The following is an 18,592-nucleotide window of genomic DNA, read 5'->3' on the forward strand; positions in this document are numbered from 1 at the left end:
ACGTTCTCTGAATATTTCATTTAGGATTTGGTTTGTGGTTTTCATATTTTTCATTTATATCACTACTGTATATTTTGCTTTTGTGTGAGAGAGCATTTGAACAGTATTTTTTGATGGTTATTTTTGGGACTAACATTTAGTAATTTTAAATATTTAAAGTTATTTATTTTATTTTATTGAAACAAAATTTTCATTTTGAAAAAACAAAATATATTAATGAAAATGAAATAAATCATTACATAACTAAATTTAAAAAACTGATTAATATGGAATGCGAAATTTGTGGTAAACCCGTAAGTGAAATAAATCCTACAAGAGCAAAAATTGAAGGATCAGTTATGGTTGTATGTAAGGAATGTGCTAAATTAGGAACAATACAAAAAGCACCTCCAAAACCAAAATTCCAACAGAATAAAAAAGGAAGGAAAAACACACAACCAAAAAGGAATTTCAGAAACGATGACCCGACAGATGAATTAATTGAAGACTACAATATCACTGTTAGAAAGGCTAGAGAAGCAAAAAACTGGTCCCGTGAGGATTTAGGAAAAAAAATTAATGAAAGAGTATCTGTAATTAACAGAATAGAATCCGGAAAAATGACTCCTGACAACAAATTAACAAAAAAATTAGAGAAAGCTCTTAATATTACTTTGATAGAAAATGTAGACAATACAGATTTGAATCAGTTTATGAGCAGTTCTTCAGGAGAGAGAACCCTTGGAAATATAATGAAAATAAAAAGAAAATAGCTATTAATCTATATAGCTATTTAATTTATCATTTTGAATGTATCTTTTTTTGCCTTTAACGGAATAATCTATTTTTCCCGCATTAACTGCTCTGTATGAGTTATAACCTTCCATATCATGAGCAATAGTCAATTTTTCTTTTAACTCATCATGACCACGATATTCAGGACTTACAACAACAATATGTGCCGGAGGATGAATCTGCTTAATTTTTAAAATGCTTAATGTAGTATCTTCCTTGACGAAAAATGAACATGCCACATTGGATTTGGTTCTGAGTTTTGATTTTAAAATTTGTTCAACAAGTGAATCAGCAAATTGTGCGCTGATAACTTTCGGTTTTGATGATAATGTTAAATTTCCATGCCTTTCCATGTCAGAAATAGCGCTTAGTAATTTTGATTTGTTTTCCCCTCTAATTAAAATTAATGCCATATAATTATCTCCCTAATAAAAAAAAGTAATGTGGTGAAAAATCACCGGTTTTGGAAAGATTTCAATAGTCTACTTCTGAATATAACCAACAGAATCAAAACAATACCGACTGCCGTCTGGATACTGCCCAAAATGTTTAGTATGTTTTCATCAACCGGCAAATCCCATGATGGCGAAGACCTGTCTCCAGGAAGTGCGGTATAATAAACACCCACAGCTTTGGAATCCTGTTTTACATTAATGTCTTTAGGTTCAACATAATCGACACCCATTAAAAGACCATTGTTAATACCTTTATTGATTGATCCTGCAATAGCTGATGCATCATACCCATATTTGTTAACAGAAGCCTGAACGATTTCTTTAGTGGTTGATGCTACACCAGATTTACCACTACCATATACTGAAACACTGACTGAATCCGGACGGACAGTAATCGCATTTCCTAATGCCTCATAAGCATATACTATTTTCAAGTCCCCACCACATACAGGACATTTGTCATATGCTTCGGCGGCAGGATAACCTATACCCCAACCGCATTCATCACAAACCTTAGAATATGCCTCATCCATAGGATAACCTGTGGAATTCATTTCAGTAGGAGTAAACATGTCTGAAGTGGATATTCCTGAAACAAGGTTTACTCCACCCCCACCATATTTTTCACCGGAGTCACGTGCCACTTCACCTAAAGCTTCCGCAAGAATAGTGGTTGCTGGATATCCATCCCTAATCATTTTACCAATGTTCATTGCAGTTTCCTTACGGACATAATCTGCAGTACCATACATTGGATTACCTTCAGTATTTCTTAAGTGAATAATAGCTCCTTTCTGACCAGGCTGTAAAGTGGCTACACCACTGCTGTAAGGAGTTACTGTAATATCACTGTCATTTCCATTTACAGTAATTACATAAGCATCAAATGATCCTCCGATTGCAGCACCCATATATGGGCCTCCGACAACCAGACGAGCTCCATCATAACTGCTTGCAATGGATGCTGCTGATGCCGCAGATGCATTATTCTCCAGATTTGCAACAGCCGCTACAATAGAATCCAGCCTAACGTCTGAACTACCAGTACCCCCTGAGAGAACTGCGAAATGATTGTCTTTAGACATCAGAAATGTGGACTGAAACATGTTTTCTGCAAATGACATACTTCCAGCCGCAGCCCCATTGGGATCCTGTCCTGTAGGATCAGTAATGACAATAATATTACAGGTAGCAGCTACGCTACTCATTGTCATCATCAATATTATGAAAAAAATAATCGGTATTTTTAATCTTTTCAAAGTTTATCCCTCATCTTCTAGTTTAACTGACGAAAAGTCTTCAATAACTGTTACAGTAACAATTCCAGTATTCTTATCAACCTGAACATCAGCCGCTGTTATAGGTTCAACTGATGTACCCGGAACTGTCGATTGTTTTGCAAATTCCTGCGCCGTCTGTATCGCATCCTTCAGCGAAACTTCTCTTTTAGAAGTTTTTAAAATATCACCGTAAATAACACTTCCATCTCTGAAACCTGCCTGCATTACATTATATCTTATAGTGTCTACAGGAACGATATCATTACCTTTAACAATGATTCCAGAAATTGGTACTCCGTCACTAACCTCACTGGATGAAGCAAATGCGACATATGTAATTAAACGACCACAGAGAATCAAAATAAACGCTAATAATAAAATTATTAATGTGTCTCTTCTAATCTTTATAAACATGTTTTATCCTCTTAGATTATATTCATAAGAATAAAAAATCTATACAGTATAATCTTTAATTAATATAATATTTAAATTTATAGAATATTTTTAAGTAATGATTCGGCCGGGTCCATACCCTGAGCACCTATCAATAAAATGACATCATTTTTACTGGCTAAATCACATACTTCTGATAGGCAGTCAGCAAGATTATCAAAATGAGTGTAGGCTATATCATTGCTGTTCAAAATATCGAAAAATACTTCCCTTTCTTCTGAGCTAACATAATTCAAATTGTTGACCACATCATTACTTGATGATAAAAACAGATTAATGTCTTCTGTTAAAACTTCAACTAAAGCCTCGACATTCAGCTTATTGATTTCAACACCACGAGATCCTCTGATTGCACATACAACATGCAATTTCTGATTATCATCCAAAAGCTTAACGGTTTCTCTAATAGTGTTTTTAATGCCGTCAGGATTGTGGGCAAAATCATCTATGATTAAAGGTTCATCATTTAACTTTGCAAAACGCCTGTTGAGAGCCTTATATGATTTGACCCCATCTTTGATAACTTCCAAATCAATGCCCAAGTTGATGCCCGCACCGACAGCAGATAAAATATTTTGAATAAAATGGCCACTGGTAAATGGCAAGTCCCCTTTTTCAATGATTAATTTACCATCATAATATATTCCATCATCAAAGTATAAATCAACATTTTTATCATTCATAGACCAGTAGAAAGGATTATCTGCTTTAATTTTTCTGACCAAATCATCATCATAATTCAGAACAGTTGTTCCATCGCCAATAGCTTCTGGAACAGCTGAAATCTCATCGAAAACCTCATCGATTGAGTTTACCAAACCGATATGATCCATTGCAATGTTAGTTATGACTCCAACTTTCGGCGCAAGCGCATCTGACATCAGCGAAGCATGATTTTTCATCAGATTTCCCAGCCATCCCTGGACTTCGGACACTTCAATAACAAGATAATCCAATTCTCCGTTAGCATTAACCTCATCTGAAATCAGTTTTGAAACCATCGGGTCAATCAGTGTATTGAATTCTGACTCACTGTCAGTATTTGTCAACACATGATATCCTGCATTATCCAGAATGTGATATATCAAATGGGAAGTAGTTGACTTTCCGTTAGTTCCTGTAATAACAACATTAGTGGAATTTGGAGAAAAATTGTCAACTGTCCATTTTAAAGCATAAGCATTGGCCAGTTCAATCTTATCACATACAATCAGTGGGAAATTTAACTCTTCCGCCTTTTCAACAGCACCATCCTTAGGAGTTTGGGTGATTAATGCTGCAATATTTTTATCGGCAGCTATTTCAATGCCCTTTCCATTAATCCAATGCCTTATTACAATATCTCCCTTAACGGAATCATTCAATAATGTGAATCTTCCAGTAAAATCCTGATTTAAAAAGAAATTTGAATTTCCGATAACTTTTCCATTTATGGAATTAGCCAAATCCTGAATAATCATAAAAAACACCAATAAGAATAAAGAAAATTAGAATAGGTACATTTTAGCAAGAATACCTATTATACATAAAACTACAGTAGCGCCCCAGTAACTCAATACAATTCTAATTTCAGTCATACCGTAATGATTTAAAGTGTGATGTAGAGGCTCAACAGGCAATTTGATAATGTGTGCCCTGTGAAGCAAGCTGACAATTACAGAAACTATAGGAACTCCCAATGCCAAAACACCGAAATACGGTAAATCACACAATAATACTGCTGCAGCATAACCTGTACCCAAAACAAATGAACCGGTATCTCCCATAAATATGGATGCCGGATGTTTGTTGAATACCAAAAATCCTAAACATAATCCTGCCAGAATTAAAAATGGCGGAATAATTGTCATCGGTCCGAATAAATAACCATAAACACAACATGCAACAGAAGCAATACCCACAATACCTGCAGCAAGACCATCCATACCATCAATCAGATTAACTGAATTGATTGATCCGATAACTGCAATTATTACAACAGGAATAGCTAAAATACCTAACTGAAAACCGCCGACAGCAGTGATTACTCCGGTTAATCCTAAGAATAATCCTATTGCGATTTGACAGATAATCTTTTCAAGTTCTCCAGGTTCTGTCTTGATTGGAACTTCCCCAACAACTTCAACCTTTCCTTGCTGGAGGAATTTATCCACTTCTGATTTCGCTTTTGGAGTTGCAACCCTTACTTCTTCCTGAGGTTCAACATCCAATCTGCCTAATGTAATGACTTCGTTGGAAATATTAACAACAATCTTTTGTATTTCCTTAATCTTAAGTCCAATTAAATCATCCACTAAACCTACAATACCTCCTATAAGCATGATGAATGATAAAATCAATATAGTAGTATTTTGATAATAAAGTGAAATAATTAATGAAATTGTGAATAAGAATGCGATTCCGCCCATTGTAGGCGTTCCACTTTTATGTCTATGTTCACTAACTATAGGACTGTCAGCAATCCTTGCTTTAAGCAATATTCTTCTAACATACCATGTAAAGAATATTGTTGCGATTAATGTTATTAAAAAAAGAATTAACATTTCCCCATTATTCATTCCAACCACTACAAAAATATTTTAAACTAATAATATTTTTATTAATTAATACTATATAAGATTATCATCAAGTTAAATCATTAACCAAATCCTCAAGCTCTTTTTTAGATTTAGCACGTATAGTAATTCTTTGATAACCTTCCGGCCCATGAACAACAAAGTCATTATTATCAAATGATTTTACAGGTTCGTTAACTTTAGGCCCATCATAGTTTCCGATTGGAATTTCAGTTGAATAATAATATTCTAAATTGTCAAAGACATTTTTTAAGCTGAATTCACCACAGGCCATATTGATTAGCTCGCATAATGAATTAATGCCGCATGTAGCAGTGGTCAGATATCTGGTACCGTTTGGTCTGGTGTTGACTTCGATGGCATATAGCTGATTGTCCTTATGGGAGTACATGAAGTCCATTTCAAAAATTCCGTCTGAATTCAAATTACGTGCCACTTTATAAGCTGTCCTCTGAACCAGATTATTGTCCAGACCATCAATCAGGCAAGGGCCTAGCTTAACTTTATTCAATGGGTGTGTACCTTCAAGAGTGGTTTCGCCTTTATAAATCGGCGGAAGCGCTACAAACTCTCCATTGAATCCGAGCACTTCGATTGAAATTTCAGAGCCTTCTATGAATCTTTCACATAATGCCTGGTCAAACTCTTCGAAATAATCCTTAACGTCATCCAAATCATGTGCAATCCGTATGTCTTTTCCGCCCTGACCTTCGCCCTGCTTTAAGACAACAGGAAATTCAAGAGTTAAATCCTCAGGAGCATTCAATATCTGATATTCGGGAGTTGCAACACCGATTTCGTTGTAGAACTTTTTAGTGTTGATTTTATTGGACGTTAACTCTACTGCACGAACATCGGCCGCAATTACGGGGATGCCGTATTGCCTTTCAACTTCCTCTTTCATATGGGCAACCTGAATCAGCGGAGGATCAATACCTATTAAAGGAACGATAGCATCGACATTTTGACTGACAGCAATATTTTTCGGACCTTCCATTCCCCTAGGGACAATAAATACCTGATCAGGCAAATCCAAGTTAATTGCGTTTTCATTTGACTCTGTCAGTATGCTTTCAATTCCTTTTCTTTTGACATAATAATCAATATCATCATATAAACGTGACCCTATAAATAAAATTTTCATAATATCTCCTCAAATAAATTAATAATTTCGGTTGCGCTCTTTTCAATGCTTTCGTTTAAGCTTCCATTGAAATCCATTAAGTCAGCATCTAAAACACCCAATGAATCCTGGTCAATCAGTTCTAAGGATTCCGGTTCAATGCCAATGAATAAAACATTATCATGATTTAAGAATTTTACAAAATAAGACAGGGACATGGAGTGTGTTGATAGCCCAATGTTTATGAAATCATCCTCATTTACAATTTGAAAATCTCCGGGGTTTAATCCCATCAGACAAGCATCAATTATAATGATATGGCTCGGTTTTTCCATTCTGATTTTTCCCGTGAAGTTTTCGGGAACCGTCTGAGCATTAATCAATAATACATTATCATTTAGATTCCGTTTGTTCAGCTGTGAAATGATAAATGGTCCTACGCCGTCATCATACTTAAGCTCGTTTCCAACACCCAAAATAATTAATTTTTCATAATCTGCTAAAAAATCAATCAATTCTTCTTTAAATGAAATAAAAATCACCTATAAAATTCGGGTTTCGATAGTCTCAATACCTTGCCCCATTATATATTTCAATTTAACATTAATTAAATCATTGCATTTAACATCCAATTCATCTATTGGAATCAAGAGCGGTGGATTAAACATTGGCGTCGGCCCGCAGACAATCTCATCATTAAGAATGGTGACGCTGGTAATCATTATTCCGTTGGCAATCCCATCTTTATTTACATTGAATTTGATGTCTTTTTCAAAATCAGGATTTATTTCATCTTTAAATATGATTTTTGAGTAGTTAACAGGCACAGATAATATTTCATATTTGGCGCCTTCATCCCAATGGATATAATGCCTTTCCATGTTTACCAATTGAGCAATATTGACTATGGCTTTTGGAATTATTTCACCATCATCTTTAAGGAATTTTCTGGCATGATTCAAGACCTGAACCTCTTCCTCATCGATTAATGCAGTGTCAAGCATTTCACATACTATCAAATCTGCCTTTTTAGTGAATTCATATTTTAAGACATCACTATTTATAACTTCAATATTGTCAAAGCTTTTTAGATTATTTGAAGCACATCCATAAGCTTTTGAGTCTATTTCAATGGATATTATTTCATCAAATTTATTGCTTAAAAAATAAGACAATACTCCGGATCCGCAACCGAGATCGTAAGCCAAATCCGTTTTATTGGAATAGTCATCAATAGCTTCAAAAAAAGCAGACACCCTTTCAGTATCCTTCAATAAGTCAAAATGATAAGAGGTGGTTTGAAATTTCATGAAAAAATAAAAAAAATTTAGTAGTGATGGTGGTGAGAGTGTGAATGACCATCAGGTTCACTAAATTCTTCTCCGTTTGCAGTACTTGTCAATTTAACGTGTTCAACACCTTTAAGTCTCATAATCCTTTCTGTTAAATCACGAATTTCTGCAATATCTCCGTTAACAACAACAATTTCCATACAGTATTTGTCAGTCATGTGTATGTGCATGCTTGTATTAATTTCATTCCTGAAACTGTGTTGGATTTCCGCAAGGTTTTCCATTACTCCAGTGTAATGGTGGTCGTAAATAATTGTGATGATTCCAATCCTTTCCCCTTCCATTGAGTTCATCCACTGATAACGGACAATGTAATCCTGAAGTGCATCACGAATACCTTTTGAACGGGATTGGTAACCTCTTTCCTTTAACACTTCATCAAAATCAGCCAGTAATTTTTTAGGTAATGACATACTTATTCTCATCATAAAAATAACCTTTATCCATAATTCTTATATTATAGTTAGATTTTTAACTTATATAAATATTATTATAAAAATAGAAAATGATAATACTCTAATAATAAAATTTAAGTAAAAAATATTATTCAACCAGCAGATAATATTCGCCGTCGGATTTATGGATATGTTTTAGGAGTCCTTTGTTTTCCAAAGACAATATTATATGATACATCCTAAAATTAGTCAGTTTCAAATCACCATAAAGCAAATTGCCTTCAAGGATATATTTTGATACCAGATTTTTCTCATTGACCAGAGTTTTGATCAGTTCAAAAGATTCCTTTTCTTTCATATTCAGTTCCAATTCTTCCAAATCCTTTTTGGAATTAACAGTATTGATTTCCTTATCGGAACTGACCAGTTTGATTATGGAATCATTAAATTCTATTAATTTTTTATTTGAAAGGGAATTCAGGACCTGAACCAAATCATATTCGTGAAAACTGCCAGTACACAATTCTTTTTTAAGAGCACTGATTGGAATTTCCTCATCATATTCCACATCAAATATCTTGATTTGATTAAAAACAACTTCTTCTTTTCTGGTAATAGTAATCATATAATCAATTAATCCCTTTATAGTAATTATTTTGAATATAATACTACTTAAATATTGTCAAAAATTATAAAGTAGAACTTAAATATTATATCATATGGGAGCTGAAGACATATTGAAAGAACTGGAAAAACTGATGGATAATAAAAGTATTAGCAAAAATGATTTGATGGTCATTTTAAAGGAATATGCAGGAATCATATCCCCATATGATTTAATGATGGCGACAGCCAGAATGAGGGAAGACGGAAAATATGTGCAGTCCCAGTATCGTGAGAAATATTTGGAGATTTATATTAGATATTTCATAATGCGTATGAAGGAAGTTCGTGACAATAACAATGATATGAACGAATCAATAGATATGGAGGTCTTATATAATTCATTCCCATTACTCAAGACAACCTTTGAAAAAGAAAGATTAGGTGAAAATGACGATAAGTTCCCATTAATATATGTTATCACATCACTCTATACCACATTTATTCTGGAGGAACCTATACACCCGGTAGGCAGTGAATTCCCAGGAAACCTTAAAGTGACAGAAGAAAAAGGAAACTATTTCTGTCCGGTAAAAGATAATCAGAAAGACAATCCCAATGCAATATGCCACTTATGCTTAGCCGAGCAGACACCAAATATTTAATAATAACAAGATACTAACAATATAGTAGATGATTGAAATGAAAATAGATAAAAATTTCTTATTTATACTGCTTACACTATTTATTCTCGCAGGAGTGATGAGCACTGCCGTAGCTTATACTGGAACAGGATTTTCCCACGAAAAGACAGTATCAGATTACAGCTCCTTGTCATTAAATGACATTTTATCAAAATACAGTGATACTGACTGCAATGCCGAAGTCAGCGGATTATGTACAAAAGTCTCTGATGGAGACACAATAACCGTGGAAGGCGTTGGAAAAGTGCGTCTTGTCGGAGTTAATACGCCTGAAAAGGGAGTTACAGGAGCTGATGCATCAGCATACTTCGTGAAGAAATTATGTCTGAACAGGGAAGTCAGCCTTGACATTGATGATTCAAAGCATAGCGACAAATACGGAAGGACTCTGGCTGTAGTGATTGTTGATGGTAAGAATCTAAATGAAATGCTTTTAAAAGAAGGCCTTGCTGAGATAATGTACATCCCACCAAGTGAATTTTATCCATACAACTGGGCAGGAGATGCCACACCAGTTGCAGGTACATCCACACATACAGACACGCCATCAGGGTCATCAGGCGACACATCATCAAGTGCCGCAGGAACATATGTAGGAAATTCCAATACACACAAATTCCATTACCCGACATGCTCATCCGTTGGAAAAATATCTGAAAAAAACAAGATAACATTCACTTCAAGAGATGATGCGATAAATCAGGGCTATGTTCCTTGCAAAATCTGCAACCCCTAAAAAAAATAAGAAAAGGATTTATTATTATTCAAATAAATCTACAACATCTTTTAATAGCTTTGGAATATCCAATTGCTGTGTACAGTAATCAACACAGGTTCCGCATTCGGTACATGCTGAAGAGGGAGCATAAGTGATGCTGGTAGTCCCATACAATGCATGATTGGATTCCAAAGAATAGATTTTTTCACTGTTATACAAATTAAAGTAATCAGGAATAGGGATATTGGCCTCACATTCCTTTACACAGTAGTTGCAGAAACTGCAGTCAATTGCCGTGGTCTTTTTGATTTCATGAGCCATTTTCATAAGGAATCTGTGTTCGTCCCTTGTGATTTCTTCAAAGTCCTTAAATGTTTCACAGTTCTCCTTCATCTGGTCCAGAGACCCCATTCCGCTTAAAACAACGGAGACATTTTTTTGTGATCCTGCAAATCTTAATGCCCATTCCGCCATAGAAGTATCGCTGTAATCATCAAACTGCTGTTTTACACAATCAGCAACATTTACAAGAGTTCCGCCTTTAATCGGCTCCATTACAATTACTTCAACACCATACTTTGAGCATAATTTATTGCACTTGTTTGACTGTATCCTTTGGTCGTTCCAGTCAAGATAGTTTAACTGCAGTTGAACGATATCAATGATATCCCCGTATTTTTCCAAGACCTCTTCAAGCAAATCTGCCTTGTCATGAAAACTGATACCTATTTTTAAAGCCTTCCCTTCATCCTTGGCTTTTTTAATGAACTCAAAACTTTTAGCGGATTCAGCAAGTTCCATAAATACCCTATTGATATTATGAATTAACAGAACATCCAAATAGTCCACACCCAACCTTTCAAGCATTATATCCAAAAGCCTTTCGTTATCCTCTTCTTTTGCCAATAGCCACGTAGGTATCTTGTCAGCTATTCTGAATGATTTTCTAGGATATCTTTCAACCAGCACTTTTTTCAATGCATCTTCTGACATTTCAGCATGATAAGCATATGATGTGTCAAAGTAATCAAAACCCTGATCCATATAATAGTCAACCATTTTAGTGAATTCTTCCATATCAATAGATGCCGGATTATTTTCATCCGTTTGCGGAAGTCTCATTGCTCCAAAACCTAATATAACATCTTTCAAATTAATCCCTCACAAATATTATGTAGTTCATAATATACATAATTGTTGCATAAGTAAACAATTTAAATATATTCAAATAGAGCATTATTCAAAAAGTATAATAATGCAGGCCAATGAAAATATCGAATCAATCACAGGCGACCCTAAAAAAGCCATAAACAGATTAGCTATTCCAACAATACTTTCCATGCTTCTGATGTTTTTAAATAACCTTATAGATAGCTTTTGGGTTTCAGGAATCAATACAGATGCATTGGCAGCCTTAGGATTCATTTCACCATTATACCTGGTAATCATAGGAATCGGAAGCGGCATCGGTGCCGGAGGAAACTCACTGATTTCAAGATATGTCGGGGCTTCAAGATTTGAAGATGCAAATAATGCAGTTATGCACACAATTATTCTGACAGTTATCGTTTCGGTTATTATTTTAATTGTAGGAATATTCTTTCTGGATGATTTGATAATTTTATTCGGTGCAGGAGATGTGCTGACATATTGCCTTAGTTATGGAAGAATAATATTCTTACTCAATATCGTATTTTTGCTGCCTAATGTGACATCAAGCATCTTCAGAACAGAAGGAGATGTGAAAAGGGCAACAAAACCCCAGATTTTAACCGCAATACTGAACATGATACTTGATCCGATTTTCATATATGTCCTGAACTTGGGAATATTCGGAGCCGCAACCGCCACAATACTATCCTCATTAATCGGATACATATGGATGCTTTACTGGATTTACATCAAAAAGGACAGCTATTTTAAATTCAAAATAAGACATTACAGAAGAAAGATGAAAATATACAAGGAAATACTTGTTGTTTCACTTCCGGCAAGCTTTGAGGAAATAATATTCTCAATAGTGGCCATAATCCTAAACTATCTGATTATAGTAACCGCAGGAGTTAATGAAGTGGCATCATTTACGATAGCATGGAGATTCATCTCAATAGCATTCCTGCCATGCATGGCCATAGGAATAGCTACAATAACAGTGTCCGGAATAGCTTATGGCGCAAGAAATGCTAAAAACTTCGATACAACCATCAAATATTCAACGCTCCTAAGTCTGATTTTTACATTGACAATATCAGCAATATTTTTAATCTTTGCATATCCGTTATGCGACCTGTTCAGTTTCACTTCAGGAAACAGCGCATTAGTGATGCGGTCAGCTGAAATCCTTCAAATATTGGTGTTTTATAACTTTTTAATTCCGTTTGGTGCAACTGCGGCATACACATATCAAGGAATAGGCTCCGGCTTTAAATCACTTGGCCTGACAATATTGCGAGAGCTGATATTAAGCATGTTTTTCGCATATTTGCTTGCAATACCACTCAAAATGGGAGTCTTTGGAGTATACTTAGGAGCGATAATTGGAATGAACATCGGTTCTCTTGCAGGATTTGTCTGCATTTGGATATACAATAAGAAATTCAAGGAAAACTACTCATTACCCTAAAGAAGTTACAAAATATTTAAATAAACTTACTGACAATAATTATATAAATAAATATGGAGGAGTAAAATATGGCTGATAAAAAATCACCTGCAGATGGCTGGCCAGTAATTAGTGGAGACTACATTGTAGGAGACCCTGAAAGTCCCGTTGCTGTAACTACACTTGCTTCTCACATTGAAGCAGAATTAAGTGGAGCAGCTATTGCAGGCCCATGTAAAACAGAAAATTTAGGAATTGAAAAAGTAGTGGCTAACATTATTTCCAATCCGAATATCAGATTCCTGATATTGGCTGGAGCTGAAGTGCAGGGCCACATTACAGGACAAAGCTTTATGGCATTACATGAAAACGGAGCAGATCCTGACAAAAAGAAAATTATTGGTGCAACCGGTGCAATTCCATTTGTTGAAAACGTACCTCTCGAAGGTGTTGAAAGATTCCAACAACAACTTGAAATTGTTAACCTGATTGATACCGAAGATATTGGCGCAATCCAATCCAAAATCAACGAATGTGTTGAAAAGGATTCCGGTGCATATGAAGGCGAACCAATAGTAATGGAAGTCGACGAAGAAAATCAGAGACTGGTGATTGTCGACAAAAAGAAAGAAGAAAAAGAAGATGAATCTTAGATAATGAGTGTTTTTTTTCACTCTTTATTTACTTTTTTTGAATATTTAATTATGTCCAAAGACAATATTATATAATAGTTTTTATATAGTTAAAATTATGGAATTGAACTGTGATGGATTGATTGATAAATTAAAGGAATTTAACAAAAGGGATTTGATAATTCTTTTAATCCCACTTCTAATATTTTCATTTTACCTTTACGTGTTTAATCCCGGAATAGCAACATATGACACTTTCAATCAAATACATCAAATTGCTTCCGGCCAATTTACAAATTGGCATCCTTTTTTCCACACATTTATTAATATGCTTTGTTTAAAAGTGTATCCTAACCCACTATCAATAGGAATTTTTCAAATCCTCGTATTTTCAACAATGTGGATGATAATCTGTAAGTATAATCGTGACGATACTTCGAAGAGCAATAAAACATTTATTTTACAGGCCTTTATTACATTAATAATCTGTTTAATTCCAATTAATGCACTGTATTCCATAACAATATGGAAAGATATCCTATTTAGCTATTTCCTGATGTTTTTATGTTTTTTAGTTTACATATTGATGGATAAAAAAGGAACTGTTGATTATAAATTCATCATACTTCTTTCATTGGTTATGGCTTTCATATCACAATTGAGAGGAAACGGACTATACGTTATCATAATTGCACTAATTATTTATTCAGTTTATCTCTTTTTGAAGAAAAACACTAAAATGAGCATATTACTTCCTACATTAACGATAATATTTATCCTATTGATTGCTTCATTAAATATTGCTTATGATGTTCAGGATAATGAAAAAGATGCATTGATGACTAAAACCGCACATATGTTAGCAGATTATGATTTGAATCTGGAAATCGAAGATGGGGATAGACAGAAAATCCATGAACTGATTGATGAGAATAAAACTGATGAAAATTACGAACCAACAGGATCGGACAGAATATACGCCATAACTAACAAAACCGCATTTGAAAACAATAAAGATACCTATTTGGGATTGGCTTTAAAATATTCCATGGCAAATCCTCTTCATTGCTCAAAGTATTTGCTTGACTCATCTCCAATGGCGTGGGACATTGTAAGAGACAGTGATTGGTTTGGCCGTCCATATTATATGGCAGAAGACGCTGACCGTTTGCAAAGAGATTTTGAATATTATTACAGCATCCACAACTACACTGCAACATATGATTATGAAAACATTTCATACATAAATTGGGGAACTCATCTGTTCAATACACTTAATTCATTAGCATTATATATTGAAGGAAATGTCATATTGGACACTTTGTTTGATAGTCCAGCATTGTACATGTACTTATCAATCATAGTTTTAATAGGAATATATGCGATTACCCGGTCTAAAGAAATGTTATTAATCTATATTCCAAATCTTTTAAATATCATAGTGGTGTTCTTGTCAACACCTATTCAGGATAATAGATACTTATATGCAAATCTACTTGTCTGCTATTTATTAATAATAATCTTAATAGGATTGATTCAAAAATCAGACAAAAACTTAAAATGAAAAGTGATGATGGAGTAAATCATGAGGTTATTAATAACAAACATCCAATTTGATTAATGTCCACCAAAAACAGGAACATCAATTTCTTCCAGCAAATCATCAATTTCATCTATTGTTGAAGCAGATAATTTCACATCTCCTGCCTTAAGATTAGATTTCATATTATCCGTAGATGTGGTTCCAGGAATCGGAATAATATAATCCTTTTTATTAATCATCCATGCCAGTGAAATTTGAGCCAGAGTTGCATTTTTATCATAAGCAATAGAAGTTAACAACTCCATTAGCTTCTTAGCGCTTTTAAAACCTTCTTCACTATATTGTGGCATGTCATTTCTATAATCGATGTCTTCAAAAGTGGAATTCGGATTATATAAACCTGTTAAAAATCCATTGGCCATTGGAGAGAACGCAACGAAAGTCACATCAAGCTCTTCACATACCGGAAAGAGATTTTCATGCCATCTTGCAAGCATGGAATATCTGTTTTGAATTACAGATACTGGACATATTTCATTAGCTCTTCTCAAGTAGTCTTCAGTTGTCTCTGAAATTCCCCATGCATTAATCAGACCATCATCAATTAATTTCTGCATTTCTCCTGCCACTACTTCAGGCTCAACATTGGGATCAATTCTGTGCTGATAATACAAATCCAGACAATCAATATCCAATCTTTCCAGAGTCCCTTCGATTGACTTTTGAATAGCTTCTGGAGATGAATCAGGAACAAGAGCTGTGCCATCAATATTAATACCAAATTTAGAGGCGATGACAACATCTTTTCTGTAAGATTTTAAGGCTTCGCCAACCAGTTCCTCATTATTGCTTATATCTCCTGATTTTGTCTGTCCTATATAGACTTCAGCAGTGTCAAAGAAATTATAGCCTTCAGTGAAAGAATCTTTTAAAAATTCAATTGCATAATCCTTTGAAACGGCACTGCCATAGGCATGAGACAGTCCCATACATCCCAATCCAACAGGATTTACGCTTAAATCAGTTTTAGCAATTTTTCTTTTAATCATTTGAAAAACCCGTTAAAAAAAAAGAAGAGTTATTTTTAAAGAACTCTTCATGTTAGTTTACAATTAATCAATAGCAGAATAATTATGCAATGCTGCTTATTACGAATTTGATGAATTCCGGATTGTCCACTTCCACAATAGGAACTCCTGTTTCCAATTCCTTGATTTTTTCCATATCCTCATCAGACAGTTCAAAGTCGAATAAATTTGCATTTTCAATCATTCTTGATTCTTTTGTGGATTTAGGGAAAACTACGATTCCTCTTTGAATCAGCCATCTCAATATTACCTGTGCTGCTGATTTATCGTATTTTTCACCGATTTCAACTAAAATCGGATTTGTAAAGATTCCGTCTTTTCCTTCAGCTAACGGTCCCCATGCCTCTACAACAGCATCGAACTGTTTGTGGAATTCTTCTGTTCCTTCCTGCTGGTAAAAAGGATTTACTTCAATCTGGTTTACCATAGGAGTAATTTCTGAGTTTAATGCCAAGTCTGTGAAACGTCCTTGGGTGAAGTTGCATACACCAATAGCTTTGATTTTTCCTTCTTTGTAGAGATCTTCCACTGCCCTCCAAGTTGAATATACATCACCCATGCATTGGTGAAGAAGGTATAAATCCACATAGTCAGTCTGTAATTTATCAAGGGATTCCTGGAATGCTTTTTTAGTTTCTTCGTAACCATATGAGGATACCCATACTTTAGTAGTCAGGAACAGTTCTTCTCTTGCGATTCCTGATTCTTTTATTGCTTCGCCTATTTCTGCTTCATTGAAATATGCCTGTGCTGTATCAAAATGTCTGTAACCGAGTTCAATTGCTTTTTTTACTACATCTTTTGTTTCTTCTGGAGGTATTTGAAATACACCGAATCCTAATTGTGGTATTTCAACACCGTTTGATAAAGTTATATATTCCATAATTTTCACCTAATTTATAATTTTATCTTTTCTAAATATAAATGTTTCCTTTAGAAATAATTAATTTATGAAAACTATTTATATATCAATTCATAAAAATAATTATCATGAGCTTACCAAGCCAATTCAAAGAGGAAAATTACGAAAATATACTTATTTATCATTATGTTGAAGAATTAGTAAGTGATTTCAGCAATTATAGTATTGAAAACTTTAGTGATGATGACATAACCCTAACAGAATTGCCATTTCTTTTAAGAATCAGATTTGTGGATAAAAGCACACAAAAGGATTTGGTGAGATTATTTAACGTGAGTGACGGATATACCGCAAAACTGCTTAGAAGATTTGAAGACAAAGGATTCATTACACGACACGAAGATCCTGAAAACAGAAGACGAAAAATTGTCAGATTAACCGATAAAGGATGTAAAAAAACAGACGAAATACTGGATTACATCAACACATGGGAAGAACTTCGAAGAGCTAATTTAAGTGATGATGAGTTTAAGACCCTTAAAAAATTATTATTTAAACTTTTAAGTGATGATTAACATGAAAGCTGAAAGATGTCCGAACTGCAATAAGATAATAAGTCCGCATGAGCGAATCTGCAGCAATTGCGGTGAAAAGTTAAATAACCAGACAATCAACAAGATGAACAATATTTACCACAGAAGCAATGTTGCAACGTTATGGTTTTTCCTATTTTTCTTGTTATGGGCGATAATATTCGCTTTTTCAAATTGGATTTATGCCACAATAATAACAGCTATTCTAGTGGTTTTACTTATTTATTACAAAAATAGAAAATAAATTATATTAATATCACTAATTAATCTTTTTAATCAATAAAAAAAGAAAAAAGAAAAGATTTAAGCTTTTCTTTGAATAGTAGCTATTGCACTTTGAGCACCGGATTTTACATAACCGCTTTCATCGTCAAGTAATTTTTCAAGTGCCGGAATAGCTTTTTCGTCATTCAAGTTACCTAAAGCCCATGCAGCTGCACCTCTGACTCTCCAGTCTTCATCGTCCAATACTTCAATTAAAGGATCAACCGCAGCAGGACCCATACGGCTTAAAGATGTAGAAGCTTCCCTTCTAACTAATTTGTTGTTGTCTCTTAAAGTTAAGATTAATGGTTTGATAGCTTTTTCATCATTTAAAGCACCTAAAAGACTAGCTGCATGTAAACGAACATTTTTCTTTCTGTGTGATAAAGCAGAAATTAACGGATCTAAAGCTTCTTCACCTTTTAATTCCAATGCGCCAATTGCATCTTCAACAACAAAATCATCTTTATCGTTTAACTTTTCAATTAATTCATCTATTTCAGACATTTTCATCCCTCAAATATAACAATTATTAAATAAATATATCTTTATACTTATATGTATAAAAGTATTTT

22 protein-coding genes are annotated in these 18,592 nt (G+C 34.2%); 8 read left to right on the top strand and 14 right to left on the bottom strand.

What is annotated here, in order from left to right:
• Positions 1–266: 266 nt before the first annotated feature.
• A complete protein-coding gene (locus IJQ68_RS01745) occupies positions 267–752 on the top strand; it encodes a multiprotein bridging factor aMBF1 (protein ID WP_292796159.1) in 486 nt (161 codons plus the stop codon).
• Positions 753–755: 3 nt separating this feature from the next.
• Here IJQ68_RS01745 and IJQ68_RS01750 read toward each other — a convergent pair whose 3' ends face one another.
• The 10 genes from IJQ68_RS01750 to IJQ68_RS01795 form a co-directional block, all read right to left on the bottom strand.
• Positions 756–1,187: a DUF356 domain-containing protein gene (locus IJQ68_RS01750; protein WP_292796162.1), complete on the bottom strand. Its 432-nt coding sequence runs from the start codon at positions 1,185–1,187 to the stop codon at positions 756–758.
• Positions 1,188–1,228: 41 nt separating this feature from the next.
• A complete protein-coding gene (locus tag IJQ68_RS01755) occupies positions 1,229–2,446 on the bottom strand; it encodes a hypothetical protein (RefSeq protein ID WP_292796242.1) in 1,218 nt (405 codons plus the stop codon).
• Positions 2,447–2,491: 45 nt separating this feature from the next.
• A complete protein-coding gene (locus tag IJQ68_RS01760) occupies positions 2,492–2,923 on the bottom strand; it encodes a hypothetical protein (RefSeq protein ID WP_292796164.1) in 432 nt (143 codons plus the stop codon).
• Positions 2,924–3,000: 77 nt separating this feature from the next.
• Positions 3,001–4,422 (bottom strand): Mur ligase family protein, encoded by a 1,422-nt coding sequence (locus IJQ68_RS01765; protein ID WP_292796167.1) that lies wholly within the window; start codon positions 4,420–4,422, stop codon positions 3,001–3,003.
• A gap of 27 nt (positions 4,423–4,449) precedes the next feature.
• The gene (locus IJQ68_RS01770) at positions 4,450–5,520 is read right to left on the bottom strand and encodes a glycosyltransferase family 4 protein (protein ID WP_292796169.1); all 1,071 of its coding nucleotides are present in this window, start codon (positions 5,518–5,520) and stop codon (positions 4,450–4,452) included.
• Between the two features lie 67 nt (positions 5,521–5,587).
• On the bottom strand, positions 5,588–6,682 hold the full coding sequence (locus IJQ68_RS01775) for an acetyl-CoA carboxylase biotin carboxylase subunit family protein (protein WP_292796172.1): 1,095 nt from the start codon (positions 6,680–6,682) through the stop codon (positions 5,588–5,590).
• Positions 6,679–7,203, bottom strand: coding sequence for a hydrogenase maturation peptidase HycI (hycI, locus tag IJQ68_RS01780; protein ID WP_292796174.1), 525 nt, complete (start codon positions 7,201–7,203; stop codon positions 6,679–6,681). Before hycI ends, IJQ68_RS01775 begins: the two co-directional genes overlap by 4 nt.
• Complete coding sequence (locus tag IJQ68_RS01785) at positions 7,204–7,971, bottom strand: methyltransferase domain-containing protein (RefSeq protein ID WP_292796177.1); 768 nt, start codon at positions 7,969–7,971, stop codon at positions 7,204–7,206. It abuts the gene before it with no gap.
• Between the two features lie 17 nt (positions 7,972–7,988).
• Positions 7,989–8,441 carry a nickel-responsive transcriptional regulator NikR gene (gene nikR, locus IJQ68_RS01790; RefSeq protein WP_292796179.1) on the bottom strand — a complete coding sequence of 151 codons (453 nt, stop codon included), beginning with the start codon at positions 8,439–8,441 and terminating at the stop codon, positions 7,989–7,991.
• A gap of 115 nt (positions 8,442–8,556) precedes the next feature.
• Positions 8,557–9,033 (bottom strand): hypothetical protein, encoded by a 477-nt coding sequence (locus IJQ68_RS01795; protein WP_292796182.1) that lies wholly within the window; start codon positions 9,031–9,033, stop codon positions 8,557–8,559.
• Between the two features lie 94 nt (positions 9,034–9,127).
• On the opposite strand from IJQ68_RS01795, the gene IJQ68_RS01800 reads away from it, so the two are divergent.
• Positions 9,128–9,676: a DUF2115 domain-containing protein gene (locus tag IJQ68_RS01800; protein ID WP_292796185.1), complete on the top strand. Its 549-nt coding sequence runs from the start codon at positions 9,128–9,130 to the stop codon at positions 9,674–9,676.
• A 37-nt stretch (positions 9,677–9,713) separates the two neighbouring features.
• Complete coding sequence (locus IJQ68_RS01805) at positions 9,714–10,451, top strand: thermonuclease family protein (RefSeq protein ID WP_292796188.1); 738 nt, start codon at positions 9,714–9,716, stop codon at positions 10,449–10,451.
• Between the two features lie 24 nt (positions 10,452–10,475).
• Here the strand turns inward: IJQ68_RS01805 and IJQ68_RS01810 are convergent, their stop codons facing one another.
• Positions 10,476–11,585 carry an aldo/keto reductase gene (locus tag IJQ68_RS01810; protein WP_292796191.1) on the bottom strand — a complete coding sequence of 370 codons (1,110 nt, stop codon included), beginning with the start codon at positions 11,583–11,585 and terminating at the stop codon, positions 10,476–10,478.
• A gap of 103 nt (positions 11,586–11,688) precedes the next feature.
• Here IJQ68_RS01810 and IJQ68_RS01815 point away from each other — a divergent pair, with 103 nt between their 5' ends.
• From IJQ68_RS01815 to IJQ68_RS01825, 3 genes are all read left to right on the top strand, one after another.
• A complete protein-coding gene (locus IJQ68_RS01815; RefSeq protein WP_292796194.1) occupies positions 11,689–13,056 on the top strand; it encodes an MATE family efflux transporter in 1,368 nt (455 codons plus the stop codon).
• A gap of 68 nt (positions 13,057–13,124) precedes the next feature.
• Positions 13,125–13,688 carry a tetrahydromethanopterin S-methyltransferase subunit A gene (gene mtrA / locus IJQ68_RS01820; protein WP_292796197.1) on the top strand — a complete coding sequence of 188 codons (564 nt, stop codon included), beginning with the start codon at positions 13,125–13,127 and terminating at the stop codon, positions 13,686–13,688.
• Positions 13,689–13,785: 97 nt separating this feature from the next.
• The gene (locus IJQ68_RS01825; protein WP_292796200.1) at positions 13,786–15,231 is read left to right on the top strand and encodes a DUF6020 family protein; all 1,446 of its coding nucleotides are present in this window, start codon (positions 13,786–13,788) and stop codon (positions 15,229–15,231) included.
• A gap of 53 nt (positions 15,232–15,284) precedes the next feature.
• Here IJQ68_RS01825 and IJQ68_RS01830 read toward each other — a convergent pair whose 3' ends face one another.
• On the bottom strand, positions 15,285–16,259 hold the full coding sequence (locus tag IJQ68_RS01830; RefSeq protein ID WP_292796202.1) for an aldo/keto reductase: 975 nt from the start codon (positions 16,257–16,259) through the stop codon (positions 15,285–15,287).
• 82 nt (positions 16,260–16,341) lie between these two features.
• The gene (locus IJQ68_RS01835) at positions 16,342–17,181 is read right to left on the bottom strand and encodes an aldo/keto reductase (protein WP_292796205.1); all 840 of its coding nucleotides are present in this window, start codon (positions 17,179–17,181) and stop codon (positions 16,342–16,344) included.
• A 107-nt stretch (positions 17,182–17,288) separates the two neighbouring features.
• On the opposite strand from IJQ68_RS01835, the gene IJQ68_RS01840 reads away from it, so the two are divergent.
• Both IJQ68_RS01840 and IJQ68_RS01845 read left to right on the top strand, forming a co-directional pair.
• Entirely contained in the window at positions 17,289–17,735 is a 447-nt protein-coding gene (locus IJQ68_RS01840; protein WP_292796208.1) for a MarR family winged helix-turn-helix transcriptional regulator, read from the top strand.
• Between the two features lies 1 nt (position 17,736).
• Positions 17,737–17,997, top strand: coding sequence for a zinc-ribbon domain-containing protein (locus tag IJQ68_RS01845; protein WP_292796211.1), 261 nt, complete (start codon positions 17,737–17,739; stop codon positions 17,995–17,997).
• A gap of 59 nt (positions 17,998–18,056) precedes the next feature.
• Here the strand turns inward: IJQ68_RS01845 and IJQ68_RS01850 are convergent, their stop codons facing one another.
• Positions 18,057–18,524, bottom strand: coding sequence for a HEAT repeat domain-containing protein (locus IJQ68_RS01850; protein WP_292796213.1), 468 nt, complete (start codon positions 18,522–18,524; stop codon positions 18,057–18,059).
• Between the last annotated feature and the right edge of the window lie 68 nt (positions 18,525–18,592).

The sequence above is a fragment of the Methanobrevibacter sp. genome (assembly GCF_017447225.1).
Taxonomy (GTDB): Archaea; Methanobacteriota; Methanobacteria; order Methanobacteriales; family Methanobacteriaceae; genus Methanocatella.